The following is a 20,481-nucleotide window of genomic DNA, read 5'->3' as shown; positions in this document are numbered from 1 at the left end:
GTTCTCTGTCCGTGTCCATCCTCTCCCCAACCGACGCGGCGCGCGCACGCCCCCCCTTCCCGGGAAGCGTGCGCGCGCCTGATCGAGAGCGGGTCGTCACCGCCGTACGGTCACCACAGGGGCGCCCGCGACGACGTCCTGCCCGGTGTGCGGCTCGACCGAGCCCATGTCCGCGGTGTTGAGGACGGTCACGAGGGTGACGGTCGGGTGCTTCGCGGCGCGCACGGCGTCGAAGTCGACCTCGGCGAGGAGGTCGCCGACGGAGACCTTCTGGCCGGACTCGACGCGCACGTCGAACCCTTCGCCCTTCATCTGCACCGTGTCGATGCCGACGTGGACGAGCACCTCGACGCCGTCCTCGGTGCGGATGCCGAAGGCGTGGCCCGTGTTGGCGACGGTGATCAGCTCACCGGCGACCGGGGCGACGACACGGCCGTCGGTGGGCTCGATGCCCACGCCCTCGCCGAGCGCACGGGAGGCGAAGACCGGGTCCTCGACCTCGCCGAGACCGACCACACGGCCCGCGACCGGTGCCGCGAGTTCGAGGCTCTTGCCGGCGGGGGCGCCGGCCGTGCCGGTGGTACCGGCGGTGGTGCCGGCCGTGGCACCGGCGGTGGTGGCGGCGGCCGTGGCGCCGACGGCGACGAGCTCACGGTCGTCGGCCGGTGCGGCCTGAGCGGGGACGGTGACCTCACCGCGGGCGGCGGCCTCGGCCGCGTCACGCTCGGCGTTGGCCTCGATGCGCTCCTCCTTGGTGCGGTAGTCGGAGAAGTAGACGAGCGCCATCGAGGTGAAGAAGGCCACCGAGATCGCGATGATGTACTTGATCATCGGGTCGAAGACCGGGATGGTCAGCAGCGAGGTGAAGGCGAAGGCGTCGGTGTTCACGCCGCCCAGGATGCCGATGATCACACCGCCCACGAGGCAGCCGACCAGCATGCGCGGGTAGATCCTCTTGAAGCGCAGGTGGATGCCGTACAGCGAGGGCTCCGAGATACCGCCGAGCAGACCCGCGGCCAGGGCGCCGGTGGCGGTCTGACGCATGTCCTTCTCACGGTGACGGATCGAGAGCAGCAGGACACCGGCGGTGGCGCCGAAGCAGGCGAAGTTCCACGTGCCCATGGGGCCCTGGATGAAGTCGTACCCGAGGGTGTTGATGTTGACGAGCATGAGCGCGTTCAGCGGCCAGTGCAGACCCAGCGGCACCAGGAAGGGGTACAGCATCGGGATGACGATCGCGAAGACGATCGGGGCGTGGCCGTTCAGCCAGGACAGACCCGTGCCGAGGCCGTTGCCGGCCCAGACGCCGATGGGGCCGATGAGGAAGGCGGTCAGCGGGATCATGATCAGCATGCTGAAGAACGGCACGAAGACCATCTGGACGTTCTCGGGGAAGATCCGCTTCAGGCCCTTGTAGACCACGGCGAGCAGCGCGACCATCAGCAGCGGCACGAACACCTGGCCGCCGTAGTCGTTGAGCTGCATCGGCAGCCCGAAGACGTGCGCCACGGACTCCGAGGTGCCCAGCGTGTGGTTGACGTGGGTCTCGACACCGGGGGTCTTGGACCCGATCATGCCCGTGAAGTTCGGGGTCATCACCGCGGCCATCACGGTGGCACCGATCCACGGGTCGATCTTCAGCTTCTTGGCCGCGTTGTAGGCGACCATGATCGGCAGGAAGTACAGCACCGATCGCCACATCGCGTCGACGAAGACCCAGCTGGCGGACTTGTCCGCGGACCGGAAGTCGACGACGCCGAAGGCGTCGAGCATGGAGGCGATCGCGATGATCAGCGAGGCACCGAGCAGCACGCCCAGGAGCGGCCGGAACGAGTCCGAGAGGTACTCGAAGAAGTTGTCGAGCCAGGCGTAGCGGCCGCGGCCCTTGGCGCGGGCCTCCGCCTTGACGTCGGCGTCGGACTTCGGGGCGGGCGTGCCGCCGCCGCTCATCGACGGCAGGTTCATGATGTCGGAGTAGACGCCCGCGACGGCTCCGCCGATCACGATCTGGAAGCGGTCGCCGGACTGGGGCACGGTGCCCATGACGCCGGAGAGGGCGTCGAGCGCGGCCTGGTCGACCTTCTTGCCGTCATGGAGCTGGAAGCGCAGCCGCGTCGCGCAGTGCGTGAGGCTCTCGACGTTCTCGGGTCCGCCGACACCGCGGAGAATATTCTCCGCGAGCGTCCCGGTGGTGGGTGTGTTCATGCTGCATCCCTGTTTCTTGCGATACTGCATCGGTCCACGACCTCTCACGCACAGGACCGAGGCAACAAAAAAGGCCCGGGCAGCGCACGGGGCGCCACCCAGGCCTTGCCTCCCTCAGCCGGGCGCCTCCGCCGCGTCGCACGGGGCGACGACGATGGCGTCCATAGGGAGTAACAATCCTGCGATCGAGATCGATCGTCTACGACTATAGCAGCGGGTACGGCGGCACAAAGCGCCTCCGAAACCCGGCCCCCGCCTCCGTATGCGCAGGTCAGGGATGCTTTGAGGCTTTATGAGGGGCCGTCCCGCCGGGTAAACGGGCGAGGTTCGTGACGCTCACCACAGCAGGCCGCCCGCCCGCCGACGCCGTGGACCGTCTCACCGGGGTCGTCTCAGCGCGGCACGACACCGCGGCGACGTGCCACGGAGCGCGCCACCGGGACCCCCGCGGCCGCCAGGAGCAGCAGCGCGCCGCAGACGACGGCCGCCGTCCACGCGGCGTCCGGTCCGGCCGGGGCGTGCGCCGCCTACGGCATCGCGTCCGCCGTGACCGGGACCTGCGCGTCGTCCTGGCGGCCGGTCCGGAACTGTGTCCGGTACAGCTCCGCGTAGCGCCCGTCCGCCGCGAGCAGGTCCTCGTGGGTGCCCCGCTCCACGATCCGGCCCGCCTCGACGACCAGGATCAGGTCGGCCGCCCGTACCGTCGACAGCCGGTGCGCGATCACGACGGCGGTGCGGCCCTCCAGCGCTTCGGCGAGTGCCTCCTGTACGGCCGCCTCCGAGGTGTTGTCGAGATGGGCGGTGGCCTCGTCGAGGATGACGACGCGCTGGCGGGCGAGCAGCAGCCGGGCGATGGTCATGCGCTGGCGCTCGCCTCCGGAGAGCCGGTAGCCGCGCTCGCCGACCACGGTGTCGAGGCCGTCGGGCAGGGACCGTACGAGTTCGTCGAGACGGGCGCGGCGCAGCACGTCCCACAGGTCGTCCTCGGTCGCGTCCGGCCGGGCGAGGAGCAGGTTCTCGCGGACGGAGTCGTGGAAGAGGTGCCCGTCCTGGGTGACCATGCCGAGGGTCGCGCGCATCGACGCGGCGCTGAGTTCGCGGACGTCGACGCCGCCGATCCGCACGGCCCCGGCGTCGGTGTCGTACAGCCGCGGCAGCAGTTGCGCGATGGTCGACTTCCCGGCACCGGAGGAGCCGACGAGGGCGACGGTCCGGCCGGGTTCGGCGCGGAAGGAGATGCCGTGCAGGACCTCGTCGCCGCCCCGGGTGTCGAGGGCGGCGACCTCCTCCAGGGAGGCGAGGGAGACCTTGTCGGCGGAGGGGTAGGCGAAGCGGACGTCCTCGAACTCGACGGACACGGGTCCGTCCGGGACCGTGCGGGGCTCCGGCTTCTCCTCGATGAGCGGCTTCAGGTCGAGCACCTCGAAGACGCGCTCGAAGCTGACCAGGGCGCTCATGACCTCGACGCGCGCCCCGGCGAGCGAGGTGAGCGGCGCGTACAGCCGGGTGAGCAGCAGCGCGAGCGAGACGACGGCGCCCGGCTCCAGGGTGCCCCGCAGGGCGAACCAGCCGCCGAGCCCGTAGACGAGGGCGAGCGCCAGGGCCGACACCAGGGTGAGGGCGGTGATGAAGGCGGACTGGGCCATCGCCGTACGGACCCCGATGTCCCGCACCCGCCGGGCGCGCGCCGCGAACTCGGCGGACTCCTCCCCGGGCCGCCCGAAGAGCTTGACGAGGGTGGCGCCGGGGGCGGAGAAGCGCTCGGTCATCCGGGTGCCCATGGCGGCGTTGAGGTCCGCGGCCTCCCGCTGGAGCTTCGCCATACGGCTGCCCATGCGCCGGGCGGGGATCACGAACACCGGCAGCAGGACCAGCGCGAGCAGGGTGATCTGCCAGGACAGGGTGAGCATCACGACCAGCGTGAGCAGCAGGGTCACCAGATTGCTGACGACTCCGGACAGGGTGTTGCTGAACGCGCGCTGGGCGCCGATCACGTCGTTGTTGAGTCGACTGACGAGCGCGCCCGTACGTGTACGTGTGAAGAACGCGACCGGCATGCGCTGCACATGATCGAAGACAGCCGTCCGCAGATCGAGGATGAGTCCCTCGCCGAGCGTCGACGAGAGCCAGCGGCCCAGGATCCCGAACGCCGCCTCGGCGACCGCGATGACGGCGATGAGCACGGAAAGACGGACGACGGTGCTCTCGTCCCCGTGGGCCACGATGGTGTCCACGACGTGCCCCGCGAGCACCGGCGTCGCGACGGCCAGCAGCGCGGTCACCACACTGAGGAGGACGAACTGCGCGATACGGCGGCGGTGCGGACGGGCGAAGACGGCGATGCGGCGCAGCGTCGCGCGGTCGAAGGGACGACGCTCCTGTTGGGCGTTCATGACACTGTGCAACTGTGTCCAGGCTGTGGTCTCCATGCTCATGGAAGAGACAGTAGGACCTCAAGCTTTGTTGAGGTCAAGCGATCCGGGCGGGAGCACACCCGCGGGCGGCACCCCGCCGGGGCCGGGGGCGGCACCGCCCTCCGTACCGCCCTCCACACCGGTACCGGTGCCGGGCACCCGGGGGCCGCCCCTCCCGCGCCTTGCCCGGCGTGTCAGCCGCCGTCCCCGCGCCCGCAACCTCACGTTGGCGCGGTGCGGAAAACCTCTCCCGATGTGACAGCCGTACGACTCCCCCGGGCGCTGCCCCGGCTCCCCCGCCTCCCCCGCCTCCTCGCCCTGCGGCCCGCCGTCCGGCCGGTCCTGTGCCTGCTCCCGCTCGCGCTGGTCCTCGTGGTGGCCGTGCGCCACCGGTCCGTGCTGGCCGAGGGTTTCGGTCAGCTGAGGTCGGCCGAGTGGCCCTGGCTCGTCGCCGCGGCGGGCGCGACCTGTCTGACCTGGGTGGCCGCGGCCGTGACCCGTCAGGGCGCGGTCATGGAGCGGCTGCCCGCGCGGCGGCTGCTCGCCACGCAGTTCGCCGCGGGCGCGGCGAACCACCTGCTGCCGACGGGACTCGGCGCCGGGGCGGTCAACCTGCGGTTCATGACGGTGTGCGGGGTGCCGCTGGCCCGCTCGTCGGCCGCGCTCGCGCTGTACCTGCTGGCCGAGGCCGTCGCCCGGACGGCCCTGCTCCTCGGTCTGCTGATCGCGTTCCCCGGGGCACTCCGGATCGACGGTCTGGTCCCGGACGGCGCGGTCGGCCCCCTGCTGCTCGGTGCCGCCCTGGCCCTGTGCGCGGCGCTGGCGGTGCTCGCCCTCGTACGACGGCTGCGCGCGGCCGTGTTCTCCTTCCTGCGCACCGCCTTCGGGGAGGCCCGCTCGGTGCACACCCGCCCGTCCCGGGCCCTCGCCCTGTGGGGCGGCTCGCTCGCCTTCCCGCTGCTCCAGGCCGCCGGACTGGCCTCGGTGGGACGGGCGCTGGGCCTGCCGGTGTCCCCCACGCACATGATGATCGCCTACCTGGCGGCGACGATCGCGGTCGCGATGGTGCCGACGCCCGGCGGGCTCGGTTCGGTGGAGGCCGCCCTGGTCGTGGCCCTGGTCGCGGCGGGCGGCCCGGTGGCCGTGGCGACCGCGGTCGTGCTGGCGTACCGGATCATCACGGTGTGGGTGCCGCTGCTGCCGGGGGCGCTCACGCTGGGTGCCCTGGTCCGCTGGAAGGTGATCTGAGCCGGCCCGGCCCGGCCGCTCCGGGCCGTCCGCCCCGGGTCGTGCGTTCCGGCGCACGCCGTGATACCGATGGGTAACCACGGCGTGCGGTGTGGCGCGCCGGCCGCGGAAGGGGACAGCGCGATGCCGGTCCGGAGCGAACGTCAGGGTCACGTCACCACCGTCGTCCTCTCCCGGCCCGCGGCCCGCAACGCGGTGGACGGGCCGACGGCGGCCGAACTCGCTGACGCGTTCCGTGAGTTCGAGGCCGACGAGACGGCGCGCGTCGCCGTGCTCTGGGGCGAGGGCGGCACCTTCTGCGCGGGCGCGGACCTCAAGGCCATCGGCACCGAGCGGGGGAACGAGGTCGCCGAGGAGGGTGACGGGCCGATGGGGCCCACCCGGCTGCGCCTGACCAAGCCGGTGATCGCCGCGGTCGCGGGGCACGCCGTGGCCGGCGGTCTGGAGCTGGCGCTCTGGTGCGATCTGCGGGTCGCCGAGGAGGACGCCGTCTTCGGGGTGTTCTGCCGCCGCTGGGGCGTGCCGCTGATCGACGGGGGCACGGTACGGCTGCCCCGGCTCATCGGCACGAGCCGGGCGATGGACATGATCCTCACCGGCCGTCCGGTCACCGCCCGGGAGGCGTACGCGATGGGGCTCGCCAACCGTCTCGTCCCGGCCGGCCGGGCCCGCGCCGAGGCGGAGCGGCTGGCCGCCGAGATCGCCGGTTTCCCGCAGGCCTGTCTGCGCAGCGACCGCGCCTCGGTCCTCGACCAGGAGGGTCTGGCCGAGGAGGAGGCCATGCGGGCCGAGCTCCGTCACGGCACGGCCGTGCTGGAGGAGAGCATGGAGGGCGCGGCCCGCTTCGCCTCCGGCGCGGGGCGGCACGGCGCCTTCGGCGAGGTGTGACACCGGCGGGCGGGTGTGTGGCGGGACCGCGGTCCCGCGGTTCCGGTCCGGTGGGTGGGTCGGGGCCGTGCCGGTACATCCGCCCGTCGCCGTCGGGTGAGAGGTGACCGTCGGTGGCGACGGGCATGTGATGTACCGGCACGGCCCCTCGCGCCGGACCCCGGCTGCGGGCACCGGCACGGTCTCGCTCCGGACCCCGGCTGCGGGCACCGGCACGGCCCCTCGCGCCGGATCCCGGCTGCGGGTGCGTCATGGTGGCCGGATCGGGGCGTCAAGGGATGTTCTCCGCAGGGCTGGTGACGGAGTGGCAGGCGGATGCGGCAGGATGAGCGGTCTCCCCGGACGACGAACACCCGTCCGGGCATGATCGCGCGTTCCCGGATTCGAGCAGGTGGCAAGTGACGACACAGCACATTCGGCCCGCGGGCCCTCACCCCGGTCGCGGCCCGCGAGGAGGTCATCGATGAAGCGCTCCGTCACCCTGGACGACCTGATGATCGCCGGAATAGCCGTGGCGGCCGGGCTGCTGGCGGCGTTCCTGCTGCGGATGCTGCTGCGCTGGCTGGGCAAGCACGCCGAGCGCACCCGCTGGAGCGGTGACGACATCATGGTGGACGCGCTGCGCGCCTTCGTGCCGTGGTCGGCGGTGGCCGGAGGCGTCGCCGCGGCGGCCGCGGTGCTTCCGCTGACCGCGCCGGTCGGCAAGACCGTCAACCGGTCGCTGACCGTCCTGCTCATCCTGGTCGCGACCATCACCGCGGCCCGGCTGATCACCGGGCTGGTCCAGTCGGTGACCCAGTCCCGTTCGGGCGTCGCCGGCTCGGCCACCATCTTCGTCAACATCACCCGGGTCGTGGTGATGGCGATCGGCCTCCTGATCGTCCTGCAGACCCTGGGGATCTCCATCGCGCCCCTGCTGACGGCCCTGGGCGTGGGCGGTCTCGCCGTCGCCCTCGCGCTCCAGGACACCCTCGCCAACCTCTTCGCGGGCGTGCACATCCTCGCCTCGAAGACGATCCAGCCGGGCGACTACATCCGGCTGAGCAGCGGGGAGGAGGGCTACGTCGTCGACATCAACTGGCGCAACACCACGGTCCGTCAGCTCTCCAACAACCTGGTCATCATCCCCAACGCCCAGCTCTCGGGCACCAACATGACCAACTTCACCCGGCCCGAGCAGAAGATGACGCTGCTGGTGCAGGTCGGCGTCGGTTACGACAGCGACCTCGACCACGTCGAGCGGGTCACGAACGAGGTCGTCGCCCAGGTGATGACCGGGATCGACGGCGCCGTCCCGGAGCACGAACCCGCCGTGCGCTTCCACACCTTCGGCGACTCGCGCATCGGTCTCACCGTGATCCTCGGCGTGGGCGAGTTCAGCGACCAGTACCGGATCAAGCACGAGTTCATCAAGCGCCTGCACAAGCGCTACCGGGACGAGGGCATCCGGATCCCGTCGCCCGCCCGGACGGTCGCGCTCCAGCCCGGCGGCGCGGGGCTCGTGGAGACGGTCATACCCCATCAGCGCGAGGCCGCGAAGCGGCCCTGAGAACGGGCCGGGGGCCGGCGGAACACTCCGCCGGCCCCCTTCTTCGTCTTCCCGCCCGCCCGGTCAGAGCGTGGCGGTCGAGTCCGGGTAGTGGCCGGGCGCGCGGTGACGCGGCGCGACCAGGCTCGACACCACCGGGGTGACCGTCCAGTCCGGGTGGTTCGGCATGCGCGGGGTCTTCGTCCCGTACAGCCAGTCGTTCAGGAAGCCGGACTGGTCCGTTCCGGAGATCTCCGTGGCGACCGCGATGTAGTCGGCGGTGGTCGCCGCGCCGTTGCGGTACCGGTCCAGGAAGGTGCGCTCGATGCGGTGGAAGACGTCCTCGCCGACCAGCTCGCGCAGCGCGTACAGGACCAGGACTCCGCCCAGGTAGCGCTGGTTGTCGAAGAGGTTGACGGCGTTCGGCGCGGCGACGGGGCCGGAGGACTGACGCCACTGGTCGCCCTTGGCGTACGTGTCCTTCATCCGGGCTTCCATGGTGGTCAGGCCGAGCGAGTCGGCCCAGCCGCGCTCGTAGCGGTAGAGCAGCCCGTAGAAGTCCGCGTGACCCTCGTTGATCCACAGGTCGGCCCAGTTGGCGGGGCTGACGCTGTTGCCGAAGTAGGAGTGCACCAGCTCGTGCATCATGTGCGAGCCGATCTTCTTCTCCTCCTGGAGCAGGAAGTTCGGCTTGTAGAGCGTGAGCGTCTGGGTCTCCAGGCCCGTGAAGTCGAAGGCGTTCGAGGCGTCGTTGTTGCAGGGCAGCAGCCCGTACGTCTCGAACGGGTAGGCGCCGAGCCGCTGCTCCAGCCAGTCGACGAGACCGGGGGTGAGCGCGAGCGCCGGCTCCAGCGCGGCGGCCCGCGCCGTCGGGACGACGTCCCGCAGCCCCAGCCCGTGCGGGCCCTGCCGCTCCTTGACGACGTAGTCGCCGACGGTGATCTGCACCAGTTCGGTGGCTATCGGGTCGGCCGAGCGGTACGTGTACGCGGTCCGGCCGCCGTCGAGCTGCTCCGTGCGGACCAGCGAGCCGTTCGCGACACCGCGCAGGGTGTTCGGCACGGTGACGCGGAAGCTGAAGTCCGCCTTGTCCGTCGGGTGGTCGTTGCACGGGAAGACGGTGTGCGCCGCGTTCGGCTGGGGACAGATGGCGAATCCGTCGGGGGTGGGCACCCAGGCGGTGTACGGCAGCGTCTTGGCCGGGTCGGCGCCGTACTCGACGCAGACCGCGGTGGCGCAGTGCTTCGGCAAGGTCCGCGCCGGAGTGATCCGCAGCTTCTCGTCCACCTGCTCGAAGGTGGCGGCCACGCCTCCGACCTTCACCGCGCGCACGTCCAGGCCGAGCGCGTCGAGCGAGAAGCGCGAGAGGTCCTGGGTCGCCTTGATCCTCAGGGTCGCCTTGGCGTCGACCAGACGGGTCGTGGCGTCGTAGGCGAAGTCGAGGTGGTACGCCTCGACGCGGTAGCCGTCGTTCCCGAGGGCCGGGTAGACGGAGTCACCGAGGGTCTCCGCGCCCGGGGTGCCCTGGTCCGGCTTCGCGTCCAGCGGCCGGGCCGAGGCGGTGGGGGCGACGGCAAGGGCGGCGGCGGTACCGAGCAGCGCGGCCGCGGGGGCCGTCACTCTGGTGCGATATCTCATCATTCGCTTTCGTTCGGGCGACGGAGGGCCGGGGGGTCCGCCGCGAGACCAGGTGCGCGATCAGGTGCGCGATCACTCTCATGTACGGCTGAGCGGGCCAACTGGTTGCTTCCGACGGGCACTTGGCGTTTTCACTTCGGACCGCACGTTCACACCCGCGAGTCGGACGGGCACCGGAGGTGTCCGCTCCGGGCGTTTCGCCCCGAAAGGGCCGATCCGGCGCCCGCGGCCGTTTTCCGTCCCTCCCGGTCCGACGCGGAACGGACCCCTGTCGAGCCGGGGGCGCTCACGAGATATCTTGATGTCGAGCAATGTTGCAGACGTGGAGCGGAGCACCCGGTGACTGACTCGACCATCATTTACACGCACACTGACGAGGCCCCGGCCCTGGCGACGTATTCGTTCCTGCCGGTGGTCCAGGCGTACGCCTCTCAGGCGGGTGTCACTGTGGAGACCCGTGACATCTCGCTGGCCGGGCGCATCATCGCCCTCTTCCCGGAGTTCCTCCAGGAGGACCAGCGCATCGCGGACGCCCTGTCCGAGCTCGGTGAGCTGGCCAAGACGCCCGGCGCGAACATCATCAAGCTGCCGAACATCTCGGCGTCGATCCCCCAGCTCAAGGCCGCGGTCGCCGAGCTCCAGGCGCAGGGCTACGCCCTTCCGGACTACCCGGACGACCCGAAGTCGGACGAGGAGCGCGACATCCGCGCCCGGTACGACAAGGTCAAGGGCAGCGCCGTGAACCCGGTCCTGCGCGAGGGCAACTCCGACCGCCGCGCCCCCGCGTCGGTCAAGAACTACGCCAAGACCCACCCGCACCGCATGGGCGCGTGGTCGTCCGAGTCGAAGACGAACGTCGCCACCATGGGCGTCGACGACTTCCGCTCCACCGAGAAGTCCGTGGTGATCTCCGAGGCCGGCGCGCTGCGCATCGAGCTGGTCGGTGACGACGGCTCGACCACCGTGCTGCGCGAGTCCGTACCCGTCCTCGCGGGCGAGGTCGTGGACGCGTCCGTGATGCACGTCGCCCCGCTGCGCGAGTTCCTCACCGAGCAGATCGCCCGCGCCAAGGCCGAGGGCGTGCTGTTCTCGGTGCACCTCAAGGCCACGATGATGAAGGTCTCCGACCCGATCGTCTTCGGTCACGTGGTGCGCGCCTTCTTCCCGAAGACGTTCGCGACACACGGCGAGACGCTCGCCGCCGCCGGTCTGACCCCGAACGACGGTCTGGGCGGCATCTTCAAGGGCCTGGAGGCGCTTCCGGAGGGTGCCGAGATCAAGGCGTCCTTCGACGCCGAGCTCGCCGAGGGCCCGGCCCTCGCGATGGTCGACTCCGACAAGGGCATCACCAACCTGCACGTGCCGTCCGACGTCATCGTCGACGCCTCGATGCCGGCCATGATCCGCACCTCCGGCCACATGTGGGGCCCGGACGGCCAGGAGGCCGACACCCTCGCGGTGCTGCCGGACTCCTCCTACTCCGGCGTCTACCAGGCCGTGATCGAGGACTGCCGCGCCAACGGCGCCTACGACCCGTCGACCATGGGCTCGGTCCCGAACGTCGGCCTCATGGCGCAGAAGGCCGAGGAGTACGGCAGCCACGACAAGACCTTCGAGATCCAGACCACCGGCACGGTCCGCCTGGTCGACGAGGCCGGCAACGCCGTCCTGGAGCAGACGGTCTCCGCCGGCGACATCTTCCGCGCCTGCCAGACCAAGGACGCCCCGATCAAGGACTGGGTGAAGCTCGCCGTCACCCGCGCCCGCGCCACCGGCGACCCGGCCGTGTTCTGGCTGGACGAGACCCGCGCCCACGACGCCAACCTGATCGCCAAGGTCCAGCAGTACCTGCCGGAGCACGACACCGAGGGCCTGGACATCCGCGTCCTCGCCCCCGTCGAGGCCACCAAGCTCTCCGTCGAGCGCATCCGCCGCGGCGAGAACACCATCTCGGTGACCGGCAACGTGCTGCGCGACTACCTGACCGACCTGTTCCCGATCCTGGAGCTGGGCACCAGCGCCAAGATGCTGTCGGTCGTCCCGCTGATGGCGGGCGGCGGCCTGTTCGAGACGGGCGCCGGCGGCTCCGCGCCCAAGCACGTCCAGCAGCTGGTCAAGGAGAACTACCTGCGCTGGGACTCGCTCGGCGAGTTCTTCGCGCTGGTGCCGTCCTTCGAGCAGTTCGCGAAGACCACCGGCAACGCCCGCGCCCAGGTCCTCGCCGACACCCTCGACCGCGCCACGGCGACCTTCCTCGAGGAGGACAAGTCCCCGACCCGTCGCGTCGGCGGCATCGACAACCGCGGCAGCCACTTCTACCTGTCCCTGTACTGGGCGCAGGAGCTGGCGCGGCAGACCGACGACGCGGACCTCGCCAAGGCGTTCGCCCCGTTCGCCGAGGCGCTGACCGCGCAGGAGCAGACGATCGTCGGCGAGCTGAACGCGGTCCAGGGCAACCCGGCCGACATCGGCGGCTACTACCAGCCCGACCCGGCCAAGGCCGCGAAGGTCATGCGCCCCTCCGCCACCTGGAACGAGACGCTGGCGACCCTCGCCTGATCCACCGCGTCACCCCGCACCACCCACGGGCACAGCTCCGCACGCGCCGCCCCGGCCGGATCCTCCGGCCGGGGCGGCGCCGTCGTGAGGTCCTCCCGGCGCGTCACGGTGACGCGACGGGCCACCTGGGCGATCAGCGGTGGCGGGGCGGAACACCCGTTCATAGCTTCGGCCCATGACCAGACAACAGATGGCCTACCTCGCGTGCACGGCGGTCGTCGTGGCATCGGGAGTGGGCGCGGCCCTGCCCTCCGACCGCCCGTCCGTGCACCTGGTACGCCCGGGTGAATCCATCCAGAAGGCCGTGGACTCGGCGCGCGCGGGTGACACCGTCGTCGTCGCCCCCGGCACCTACCGCGAGAGCGTCACCATCACCACGCGGGACGTGACCCTGCGGGGCGCGAGCGCCAGGTCCACCGTCATCGTGCCGAACACGGCCGCCACCGACGCCTGCGCCAAGGCGGGCAACGGCATCTGCGTGACCGGGACCGACAGCAAGCGCGTCCGCGGCGTCACCGTCGCCTCCCTGACCATCAGGGGCTTCGCCAAGCAGGGCCTGTGGGCGACCGGGACCGACGGGCTGACGGTGCGCCGGGTGACCGCCGAGAAGAACGGCCAGTGGGGCATCGCCGAGGAGAGGTCCGTGCGGACCAGGTTCGTCCGCAACACCGCGAAGGACAACGGCGACGCCGGCCTGTTCGTCTCCAACACGGTCACCACCGAGGAAGGAGCCCGCGACACCCTGGGAACGGTGGTCGCCCACAACCTGATGAGCGGCAACCGGATCGGCATCACGGTCCGCCGCGTACGGAACCTGACCGTCGCCCGCAACGAGGCCACCGGCAACTGCACCGCGGTGTTCGTCGTGGGCGACGAGAACAAGCCGCGCGTCGGGAACCTGTCCGTCCGCGACAACTACATCCACGCCAACAACAAGTCCTGTCCCAAGACCCCCCGGCTGCCCGCCCTGCAGGGCTCGGGGATCGTCCTCACCGGCGCGGAGGACACGCGGGTGACGCACAACAGGGTCGAGGACAACGTGGGCACGTCCCCGCTGTCGGGCGGCATCGTGCTCTTCAAGAGCTTCGTGGGCGCGCTCAGCGAGCGCAACGAGGTGCGCGACAACGTGGTGCTGCGCAACGGCCCCTCCGACATCGCCAACCGCGACACCGCCGGCAAGGGCAACACGTTCCGGGGCAACTCCTGCAAGGTCTCCGAGCCCGCCGGGATGTGCTGAGGTCCCGGCCCGTCCGCCCGGCCGGGTACGCGCCCCCGTACAACCCGGTCCTCCCTCCGTACACCCCCGCCCTCCCCCCGCCCGGACCGGTCCGCCCCCGTACGGACCGGTCCGGTCTCCCCGCGGGGGCACGACATCAGAAACGAGGCATTGAATGACGACTGTCGAACAGAGTCCCCCGCCGTCGATGCAGCTGAGGGAACTCGTCTTCGGCGCGGCCCGCGCCGCCGCCGTACGCGCCGCCGCCCGGCTGGGCGTGGCGGACGCCCTGGACGACGTCCCCATGAGCGCGGAGGACCTGGCCGCCGCGGTGAAGACCCAGCCGGGGACCCTGCGCCGGCTGCTGCGCGCCCTGTCCTGCCAGGGCGTCTTCGCCGAGCGCCCCGACGGCACGTTCGCGCACACCGAGATGTCCCGGCTGCTGCGCGAGGACGACCCGAACAGCCTGCGCTACATCGCCCTGTGGTGCACCGAACCGTGGACGTGGAACGTCTGGCCGAAGCTCGACGAGGCGGTCCGCGACGGCGGCAACGTCTTCGAGAAGGTGTACGGCAAGGAGTTCTTCCCGTACCTCAACGAGGACGCCCCCGAGTCCGCCCACGTCTTCAACCGGGCCATGACGACGTCCAGTTCGCAGTCCGCCCAGGACGTGGCGAAGCTGCTGGACCTGCGGGGCGTGAAGTCGGTCGCCGACATCGGCGGCGGCCAGGGTCACGTCGTGGCCAGTCTGCTGGAGAAGCACCCCGGCATCCACGCCACCCTGCTCGACCTGCCGGGCGTGGTGGAGAACGCCGATCCCCGGCTGCGCGAGGGCGGTGCGCTGGCCGGCCGGGTGCGGATCGTGGCCGGGGACTGCCGTGAGGACATCCCCGTCCAGGCGGACGTGTACATCATCAAGAACATCCTGGAGTGGGACGACGAGAGCACCCGCAGGGCGCTCGCGAACGTCCGCGCGGCGGCCCGGCCCGGTGCCCGGGTCGTCGTCATCGAGAACCTCGTGGACGACACCCCGTCGATGAGGTTCACGACGGCCATGGACCTGCTGCTGCTTCTCAACGTCGGCGGTGCCAAGCACACCCGGCAGAGCATGGTCGACCGGCTCACGGCGGCGGGCCTGGTCATCGGCGAGATCCGCCCGGTGAACCCCTATCTGCACGCCTTCGAGTGCACCGTTCCCGGCTGACCGGGCGGCGCGAGGAGCACGACCCGAGGCCGCCGGTTCCGCTTCGTCGCGGAGCCGGCGGCCTCGGGTCGTGTCACGGTGTCCGCTCAGGAGGCGGTGTCCCGCTCCCAGCGGTAGAAGCAGTGCGCCATGGCGTCCTTGGGACTGCGCCAGGTCTGCGGGTCGTACGCGCTGACGTACGCCGACAGTTCCTCGCTGACGCTCCGGAACTCGGGGTGTCCGGCCACCTTCGCGATGGCGGGCCCCGGGTCCCGTTCCGATTCGATGAGGTGCAGGTACACATCACCGAACTGGAAGAGGCTGCGCCGGCTCACCCCGATGAGGTGCGGGAGCTCACCCCGGTCGGAGGCGGCGAACACCTCGGAGATCGCCGGGGCCGAGTCGGGTGCCATGCGGGCGACGATCAGGGCGTGGTGCATCGGGTGTCCTTTCCTGTGCCGCGTCCGGCGGTCAGCGGGGCACGGCGGCGGGGCTGCGCCGCTCACGGGCGGCCTGCTCGATCCGGTCCCGAATGAGGGCCATCTGCGTGACGGAGTTGCGGTTGATGTTGTCCGTCATCCAGGCGTCGTCGACCGGGGCGTCGGGCTTCATCGCGAAGTCCTGCACCCAGCGCATGTGGGTGCCGGCCGGGGTCTCCTCGTACTCCCAGCGGATGTTCATGTGCGCGAACGGTCCCGTCTCGACGCGGCGCGCCCGCACGGTCCGCCCGGGACGGTCGACGGTGCGCTGCGAGACCCAGCTCCACACCTTGCCGTTCTCGTCCGGGTGCATGGTGAGGCGGAAGGTGGTGGTGTCGCCGTCGCGGGTCAGGACTTCGAGGGACGCGTACTCGCTGAAGAGCCGCGGCCAGTTCTCGATGTCGTTGGTGATATCCCACACGAGGTCGAGCGGGGCATCGATGACGATGCTGTTCTCGGTGTGTCCGGCCACTTTCAGGCTCCAGCCTTGAGGGTGTCGTTGACGAGGTCGAGGAACTCCCGCGGGGTCTTGCAGCGCTCCGCGTCGGGGGGCAGGGGCCGGCTGTACCGGTTCTCCAGCTCGCCGACGATGCCGAGCAGACCGAGCGAGTCGAGTCCGAGGGTGCCGAACGGCGCGTCGAGGGACTGCGCGAGTTCGCGGGGGTCGACGGTGATCCCGGCGGCCTTCTTCATGAGCGCGGCGAGTTCGTCGACGGTCACTTCGGTGGTGATCATGCGGTTGTTCTCCTCACGTGCGGCCCGGGCTACCGGGCGTGGTCACCGCCGCGTCGCACGACCAGGGCCGCGTTGGACCCCATGAGGCCCCTGCTGAGGACCAGGGCCGTGCGCAGTTCGGCGGGTCGGGCGTCCGACGTCACCAGGTCGAGGTCGTGGCAGACGTCGAACACGTTGGGGGTGGGGGGGATCTGGCCGTGCTCCATCGCGAGGACGGCGGCCGCGGTGTCCAGCAGGGGTGCCCCGCAGTAGGCCCGTCCGATGCCCGTCTTGGGGGCCGTGACGGGGACCCTGGTGCCGTGCGCTCCCAGGGCGTCGGCGATGGCCAGGGCCTCGGCGCGGTCGGCGGCCGGGACGCCGAGGGCGTCGGCGAAGACGACGTCGATCTCCTCCGGGGCGCAGCCGGCCTCGTCGAGGGCGCCCCGGATCGCGTGGGCGAGCCCTTCCCGTGACCGCTCCCACCGCGAGGCCCCGGTGAAGGTGGCCGCGTGTCCGGCCACGAGGGCCCGGACCTCCGCGCCCCTCTCGCGGGCACGCCGCTCGTCCTCGACGACGAGCATGGCGCCGCCTTCCGCGGGCACGAAACCCGAGGCTCCCTCGGTGAAGGGGCGGTAGGCGCGGCGGGGATCCTCGACGGTGCTGAGCTCGGGGTAGCCGAGCTGGCAGACCATCGAGTACGGGGCGAGCGGCGCCTCCGCGGCGCCGACGACCATCGCCCGGGTGCCGCGCCGCACACCGCGGGCGGCGTGCGCGACGGCGTCCAGTCCCCCGGCCTCGTCGCTCGCGACGACTCCGCACGGCCCCTTGAAACCGCCGCGGATGGAGATCTGGCCGGTGCTGGCGGCGTAGAACCAGGCGATGGACTGGTAGGGGCCGACGAACTTGGAGCCCTGGCCCCACAGTTTCTGCAGTTCGCGCTGGCCGAACTCGCCGCCGCCGGATCCGGCGGCGGTGACCACGCCGACGTCGTACGCGTCCTCGGGGCCGGTCGCTCCGAGGCCCGCGTCGTCGAGGGCGAGGACGGTCGCGGCCATCGCGAAGTGGCTGAAGCGGTCGGTCTGGACGAGGAAGCGCTCCTCGATGAGGTCGGCGGCGTCGAAGGCCCGTACCTCACCGGCGACGCGCAGCGGCAGGTGTCCGCATCCCTCGCGGGTGATGCCGTCCAGGACGCTGAGGCCTTCCCTGACGGACTTCCAGTAGGCGTCGGCGCGCAGTCCGTTGGGGGCGATGACGCCGATGCCGGTGATGGCCGCCTCGCGGGGGCGCTGAGTGCTCATCGTGTCCTCCCAGCCGGCCCGGTCAGGAGCACCGCGGACTGGAATCCGCCGAACCCGCTGCCGACGGAGAGCACGTTCCCGAGCTTCCGGGGGCGGGCGGTGCGCGGCACGTAGTCCAGGTCGCACTCGGGGTCGGGGGTCTCGTAGTTCGCCGTGGGCGGCACCACCTGGTGCTTCAGGGCGAGGACGCAGGCGACGACCTCGATCGCGCCGATCGCGCCCAGCGAGTGGCCCACCATGGATTTGATGGAGCTCATCGGCGTCCGGTGGGCGTGCTCGCCCAGGGACCGTTTGACCGCGGCGGTCTCGTGCCGGTCGTTCTGCCGGGTGCCGGAGCCGTGCGCGTTGACGTAGTCGATGCGCGTGGGGTCGAGGCGGGCCTGGTCGAGGGTGCTGTCGATGGCCCGGGACATCTCCAGGCCCTCGCTGGTCAGGCCGGTCATGTGGTAGGCGTTGCCGTAGGTGGCGTAGCCGCCGATCTCGCAGTAGACGTGCGCGCCGCGGGCCCGTGCGTGCTCGTACTCCTCCAGGACGAGTACGGCCGCGCCCTCGCCCATGACGAAGCCGTTGCGGTTGGCGTCGAAGGGCCGGGAGGCGTGTTCGGCGTCGTCGTTGTCGGGCGACGTGGCCTTGATGGCGTCGAAGCAGGCCATCGTGATCGGGGATATCGGCGAGTCGGACGCCCCGGCTATGCAGACGTCGGCCCGGCCCTCCTCGATGGTGTGGAAGGCGTACCCGACCGCGTCGAGTCCGGAGGTGCACCCGGTGGAGACGGTCTGGACCGGCCCCTGCGCCCCGAACTGTTCGGCGACGACCGAGGCGAGCGTGCTGGGCGCGAACGCGAGGTGGAGTTTCGGATCGGCCGCGCGGTGGTCCACGTCCCACCGCCGGCCCGACTCGCTGACCTGCACGTAGTCGTGTTCCAGACGGGTGGTGCCACCGACGGCGCTGCCCAGGGAGACCCCCACGCGCCAGGGGTCCTCCCGGTCCGGGTCGAGGCCGGAGTCGCGGACGGCCTCCCCGGCCGCGACCACGGCGAACTGGATGTACCGGTCGACGTGTTCGATCAGCTCCGGGTCCAGGCCGTGTGCGAGCGGGTCGAAGTCGCATTCGGCGGCTATGCGCGAGCGCAGGCCCGCCGGGTCGAAGAGCGTTATGCCCCGGGTCGCGGTGCGGCCGCCTTCGAGGAGGTCCCAGAACGCCTTCGTCCCGATGCCTCCCGGAGCGACCACACCGATGCCGGTGACAGCCACCCGCCGCGTCACTTTATGGCCCCGCTTCGTTCGGACGGCTGTCCGTGGTCCGGCGCGGACAGGTGGGGCACGGCCGTCATGAACTCGGGGCTCGGCACGGAGTCGTCGGTGGCCTCCGTGTCGACGTGGCCGAGGCTCGGGCGCGGAGCGAGCGGGCCGAGGTGGAAGACCATGCGGGCCTCCTCGTCGCCGACGTTGCGGAAGCGGTGCCGCATGTCGATCGGGATCAGCAGCCCCTGGTCGGGCCGGAGCGCGAACGCCTCACCGTCCAAGTCCACTTCGAGGGCGCCACTGACGACGTACACGAACTCCTCGGAGTACGGGTGGTAGTGCTCGGCGATGCGCTCGCCGGGCTGGATGACGGCCATCCCCATGAAACCGCTGGTGGACCCCACCGTGGCGGGTGTGAGCAGGGCCCGGACGTCTCCTCCGCGCCTGCGGTTGGGCTCCGTCTCGCTCAGGTCCACGATGCGTGGGTGGTGCTGGATCATGCTTGAACCTCCGGGTGTGGCGAGGACGTCGGACGACGTCCGGGGACGCGGGCTGCGGCGGTCCGTCAGGAGGGACCCGAGCTCCGGTCGGTGACGGGCAGCATGTCGGCGTGCGACAGGAGGCGGTTGATGTTGCGTTCCGTCTCCAGGGAGCCCTCGACGCCGATCGCGGCGCCGTCGAGGAGCCGCTCCAGCTCGGCCGCCTTCCCCGCTCCCTTGAGGCCGAGGGAGGCGACGGGGTCGAGGTCGAGGTCGCCGGTGATGTCGATGAGCCGCACCACGATGTCGTCGCGCTGGAAGACGGTGCTGCTGTACACCGGGCTCGCCGGGTCGTCGGCCGCGGCCTCGTCCTGGTGGGCGAGCAGCCGGGCCAGTTCCATCCCGCAGCCCTTGCGGGCCGGGTAGAACAGCGCGTGCCGGGTCACCTTCGCGGGTTCCTCGTCACCGGAGACCACGTGGTGCACGGCGGGGAGCGCCGCACGGGTGAAGAAGACCCGCGCCGACTCGGGGTCGCTCAGGTCCCGGTCCTGCTCCAGGTAGGGGTTGATGGCCTCCTCGACCGCCCGCACCTCGGGCTGGCGCGACACGTGGCGCAGCGCGGCGAGGAGGTCGCCCTCGACCTCCACGGCCCGCACGACGCGGTTGCCGTGCATGAACAGCGAGGTGCGGCGCAGCCGAGTGGTGTCGTCGACCTGGGCCTGGGGCGACTGGTACCCGGCCAGGATCTCCGCGACCTTCGACTCGGATCCCGGCTTGACGGTGAAGGTGAGGGCGTGGCGCGCCACTCCGGTGCCCACGCGGGCCTCGACCTGGCGGGGCCTGGCCGGCTCGGGGGTTTGCTGTTCGGCGGGGCTGGTCTCGCGGAGGATGCTGTAGCGCATCGACCGGGTGTCGCGGACGCAGCTGTGCATGGGCCGGACGGTCTCGACGTGCTCCTCGCTGTTGACCCAGGCGAGGAAGGGCGGGGCGCTCTCCCACTCGCTGGTGATGAGCCACTGCGAGGGGTTCTCGATCGACTGGCAGAGCTGGTCACTGATGTGACCGGGGACCGAGGCGACCTGGTTGCGCATGAGTTCGTAGGCGTCGAGGAACTGCTGCTGGGCGCCTTCGTACAGGTCGAGCAGCAGGATCACCCGAAGCTTCGAGCCGTCGAAGGCCGACTGCGCGATACGTCCCGAGTTGGACATTGCGGCACACCTCTCCTTTTCGTCACGGAAGTCAGGAACGACCGCGGTATCCGAAACGCCGGGGCCGCCATGTGCTGATCGTTGCCGCGCGCCCGGGACTCCGCGAGCCTCGCGGGTCAGGCGGGTGAACCGCGCGCCATCCGGGTGCCCCTGCCGTGCGAAGGGGCCCGCACCGGGCAT

The 20,481-nt window shown here is 71.3% G+C and carries 16 protein-coding genes; 6 read left to right on the top strand and 10 right to left on the bottom strand.

From position 1 onward, the window contains the following. Positions 1-96: 96 nt before the first annotated feature. Together ACICHK_RS33530 and ACICHK_RS33525 are read right to left on the bottom strand one after the other, a co-directional pair. Positions 97-2,205 carry a glucose PTS transporter subunit IIA gene (locus ACICHK_RS33530; RefSeq protein ID WP_406839827.1) on the bottom strand — a complete coding sequence of 703 codons (2,109 nt, stop codon included), beginning with the start codon at positions 2,203-2,205 and terminating at the stop codon, positions 97-99. Positions 2,206-2,732: 527 nt separating this feature from the next. Further along, positions 2,733-4,634: an ABC transporter ATP-binding protein gene (locus tag ACICHK_RS33525; protein ID WP_406841386.1), complete on the bottom strand. Its 1,902-nt coding sequence runs from the start codon at positions 4,632-4,634 to the stop codon at positions 2,733-2,735. Positions 4,635-4,874: 240 nt separating this feature from the next. On the opposite strand from ACICHK_RS33525, the gene ACICHK_RS33520 reads away from it, so the two are divergent. From ACICHK_RS33520 to ACICHK_RS33510, 3 genes are all read left to right on the top strand, one after another. After that, positions 4,875-5,867, top strand: a complete 993-nt coding sequence (locus tag ACICHK_RS33520; RefSeq protein WP_406839826.1) for a YbhN family protein — start codon at positions 4,875-4,877, stop codon at positions 5,865-5,867. A 123-nt stretch (positions 5,868-5,990) separates the two neighbouring features. Further along, the gene (locus tag ACICHK_RS33515) at positions 5,991-6,755 is read left to right on the top strand and encodes a crotonase/enoyl-CoA hydratase family protein (protein WP_406839825.1); all 765 of its coding nucleotides are present in this window, start codon (positions 5,991-5,993) and stop codon (positions 6,753-6,755) included. Between the two features lie 463 nt (positions 6,756-7,218). Next, positions 7,219-8,304 carry a mechanosensitive ion channel family protein gene (locus ACICHK_RS33510; RefSeq protein WP_406839824.1) on the top strand — a complete coding sequence of 362 codons (1,086 nt, stop codon included), beginning with the start codon at positions 7,219-7,221 and terminating at the stop codon, positions 8,302-8,304. 63 nt (positions 8,305-8,367) lie between these two features. Here ACICHK_RS33510 and ACICHK_RS33505 read toward each other — a convergent pair whose 3' ends face one another. Further along, complete coding sequence (locus tag ACICHK_RS33505; RefSeq protein WP_406841385.1) at positions 8,368-9,921, bottom strand: M1 family metallopeptidase; 1,554 nt, start codon at positions 9,919-9,921, stop codon at positions 8,368-8,370. A gap of 339 nt (positions 9,922-10,260) precedes the next feature. On the opposite strand from ACICHK_RS33505, the gene ACICHK_RS33500 reads away from it, so the two are divergent. The 3 genes from ACICHK_RS33500 (at position 10,261) to ACICHK_RS33490 (ending at position 14,900) form a co-directional block, all read left to right on the top strand. Further along, positions 10,261-12,480, top strand: coding sequence for an NADP-dependent isocitrate dehydrogenase (locus tag ACICHK_RS33500; RefSeq protein WP_406839823.1), 2,220 nt, complete (start codon positions 10,261-10,263; stop codon positions 12,478-12,480). Between the two features lie 175 nt (positions 12,481-12,655). Next, positions 12,656-13,717, top strand: coding sequence for a nitrous oxide reductase family maturation protein NosD (locus ACICHK_RS33495; protein ID WP_151472901.1), 1,062 nt, complete (start codon positions 12,656-12,658; stop codon positions 13,715-13,717). Positions 13,718-13,871: 154 nt separating this feature from the next. Continuing rightward, the gene (locus ACICHK_RS33490) at positions 13,872-14,900 is read left to right on the top strand and encodes a methyltransferase (RefSeq protein ID WP_151472902.1); all 1,029 of its coding nucleotides are present in this window, start codon (positions 13,872-13,874) and stop codon (positions 14,898-14,900) included. An 86-nt stretch (positions 14,901-14,986) separates the two neighbouring features. On the opposite strand, the gene ACICHK_RS33485 is transcribed toward ACICHK_RS33490, so the two are convergent. The 7 genes from ACICHK_RS33485 to ACICHK_RS33455 form a co-directional block, all read right to left on the bottom strand. Next, positions 14,987-15,319 (bottom strand): TcmI family type II polyketide cyclase, encoded by a 333-nt coding sequence (locus ACICHK_RS33485; RefSeq protein WP_151472903.1) that lies wholly within the window; start codon positions 15,317-15,319, stop codon positions 14,987-14,989. Positions 15,320-15,350: 31 nt separating this feature from the next. Beyond that, positions 15,351-15,830 carry an SRPBCC family protein gene (locus ACICHK_RS33480; RefSeq protein ID WP_151472904.1) on the bottom strand — a complete coding sequence of 160 codons (480 nt, stop codon included), beginning with the start codon at positions 15,828-15,830 and terminating at the stop codon, positions 15,351-15,353. Between the two features lie 2 nt (positions 15,831-15,832). Further along, complete coding sequence (locus tag ACICHK_RS33475) at positions 15,833-16,093, bottom strand: phosphopantetheine-binding protein (protein WP_406839822.1); 261 nt, start codon at positions 16,091-16,093, stop codon at positions 15,833-15,835. 29 nt (positions 16,094-16,122) lie between these two features. After that, positions 16,123-17,370, bottom strand: a complete 1,248-nt coding sequence (locus tag ACICHK_RS33470) for a ketosynthase chain-length factor (RefSeq protein ID WP_406839821.1) — start codon at positions 17,368-17,370, stop codon at positions 16,123-16,125. Continuing rightward, a complete protein-coding gene (locus ACICHK_RS33465) occupies positions 17,367-18,635 on the bottom strand; it encodes a beta-ketoacyl-[acyl-carrier-protein] synthase family protein (protein WP_406839820.1) in 1,269 nt (422 codons plus the stop codon). Before ACICHK_RS33465 ends, ACICHK_RS33470 begins: the two co-directional genes overlap by 4 nt. Continuing rightward, positions 18,632-19,114, bottom strand: coding sequence for a cupin domain-containing protein (locus tag ACICHK_RS33460; protein ID WP_151472908.1), 483 nt, complete (start codon positions 19,112-19,114; stop codon positions 18,632-18,634). The genes ACICHK_RS33465 and ACICHK_RS33460 overlap by 4 nt, the downstream gene beginning before the upstream one ends. Positions 19,115-19,179: 65 nt before the next feature. Further along, the gene (locus ACICHK_RS33455) at positions 19,180-20,301 is read right to left on the bottom strand and encodes a SchA/CurD-like domain-containing protein (protein ID WP_406839819.1); all 1,122 of its coding nucleotides are present in this window, start codon (positions 20,299-20,301) and stop codon (positions 19,180-19,182) included. Positions 20,302-20,481: the final 180 nt, after the last annotated feature.

This window comes from Streptomyces sp. AHU1 (assembly GCF_045343905.1).
GTDB lineage: Bacteria > Actinomycetota > Actinomycetes > Streptomycetales > Streptomycetaceae > Streptomyces > Streptomyces triticiradicis.
Note: the sequence above shows the minus strand (reverse complement) of the source record. Positions and strands in the feature narration are given on the sequence as shown.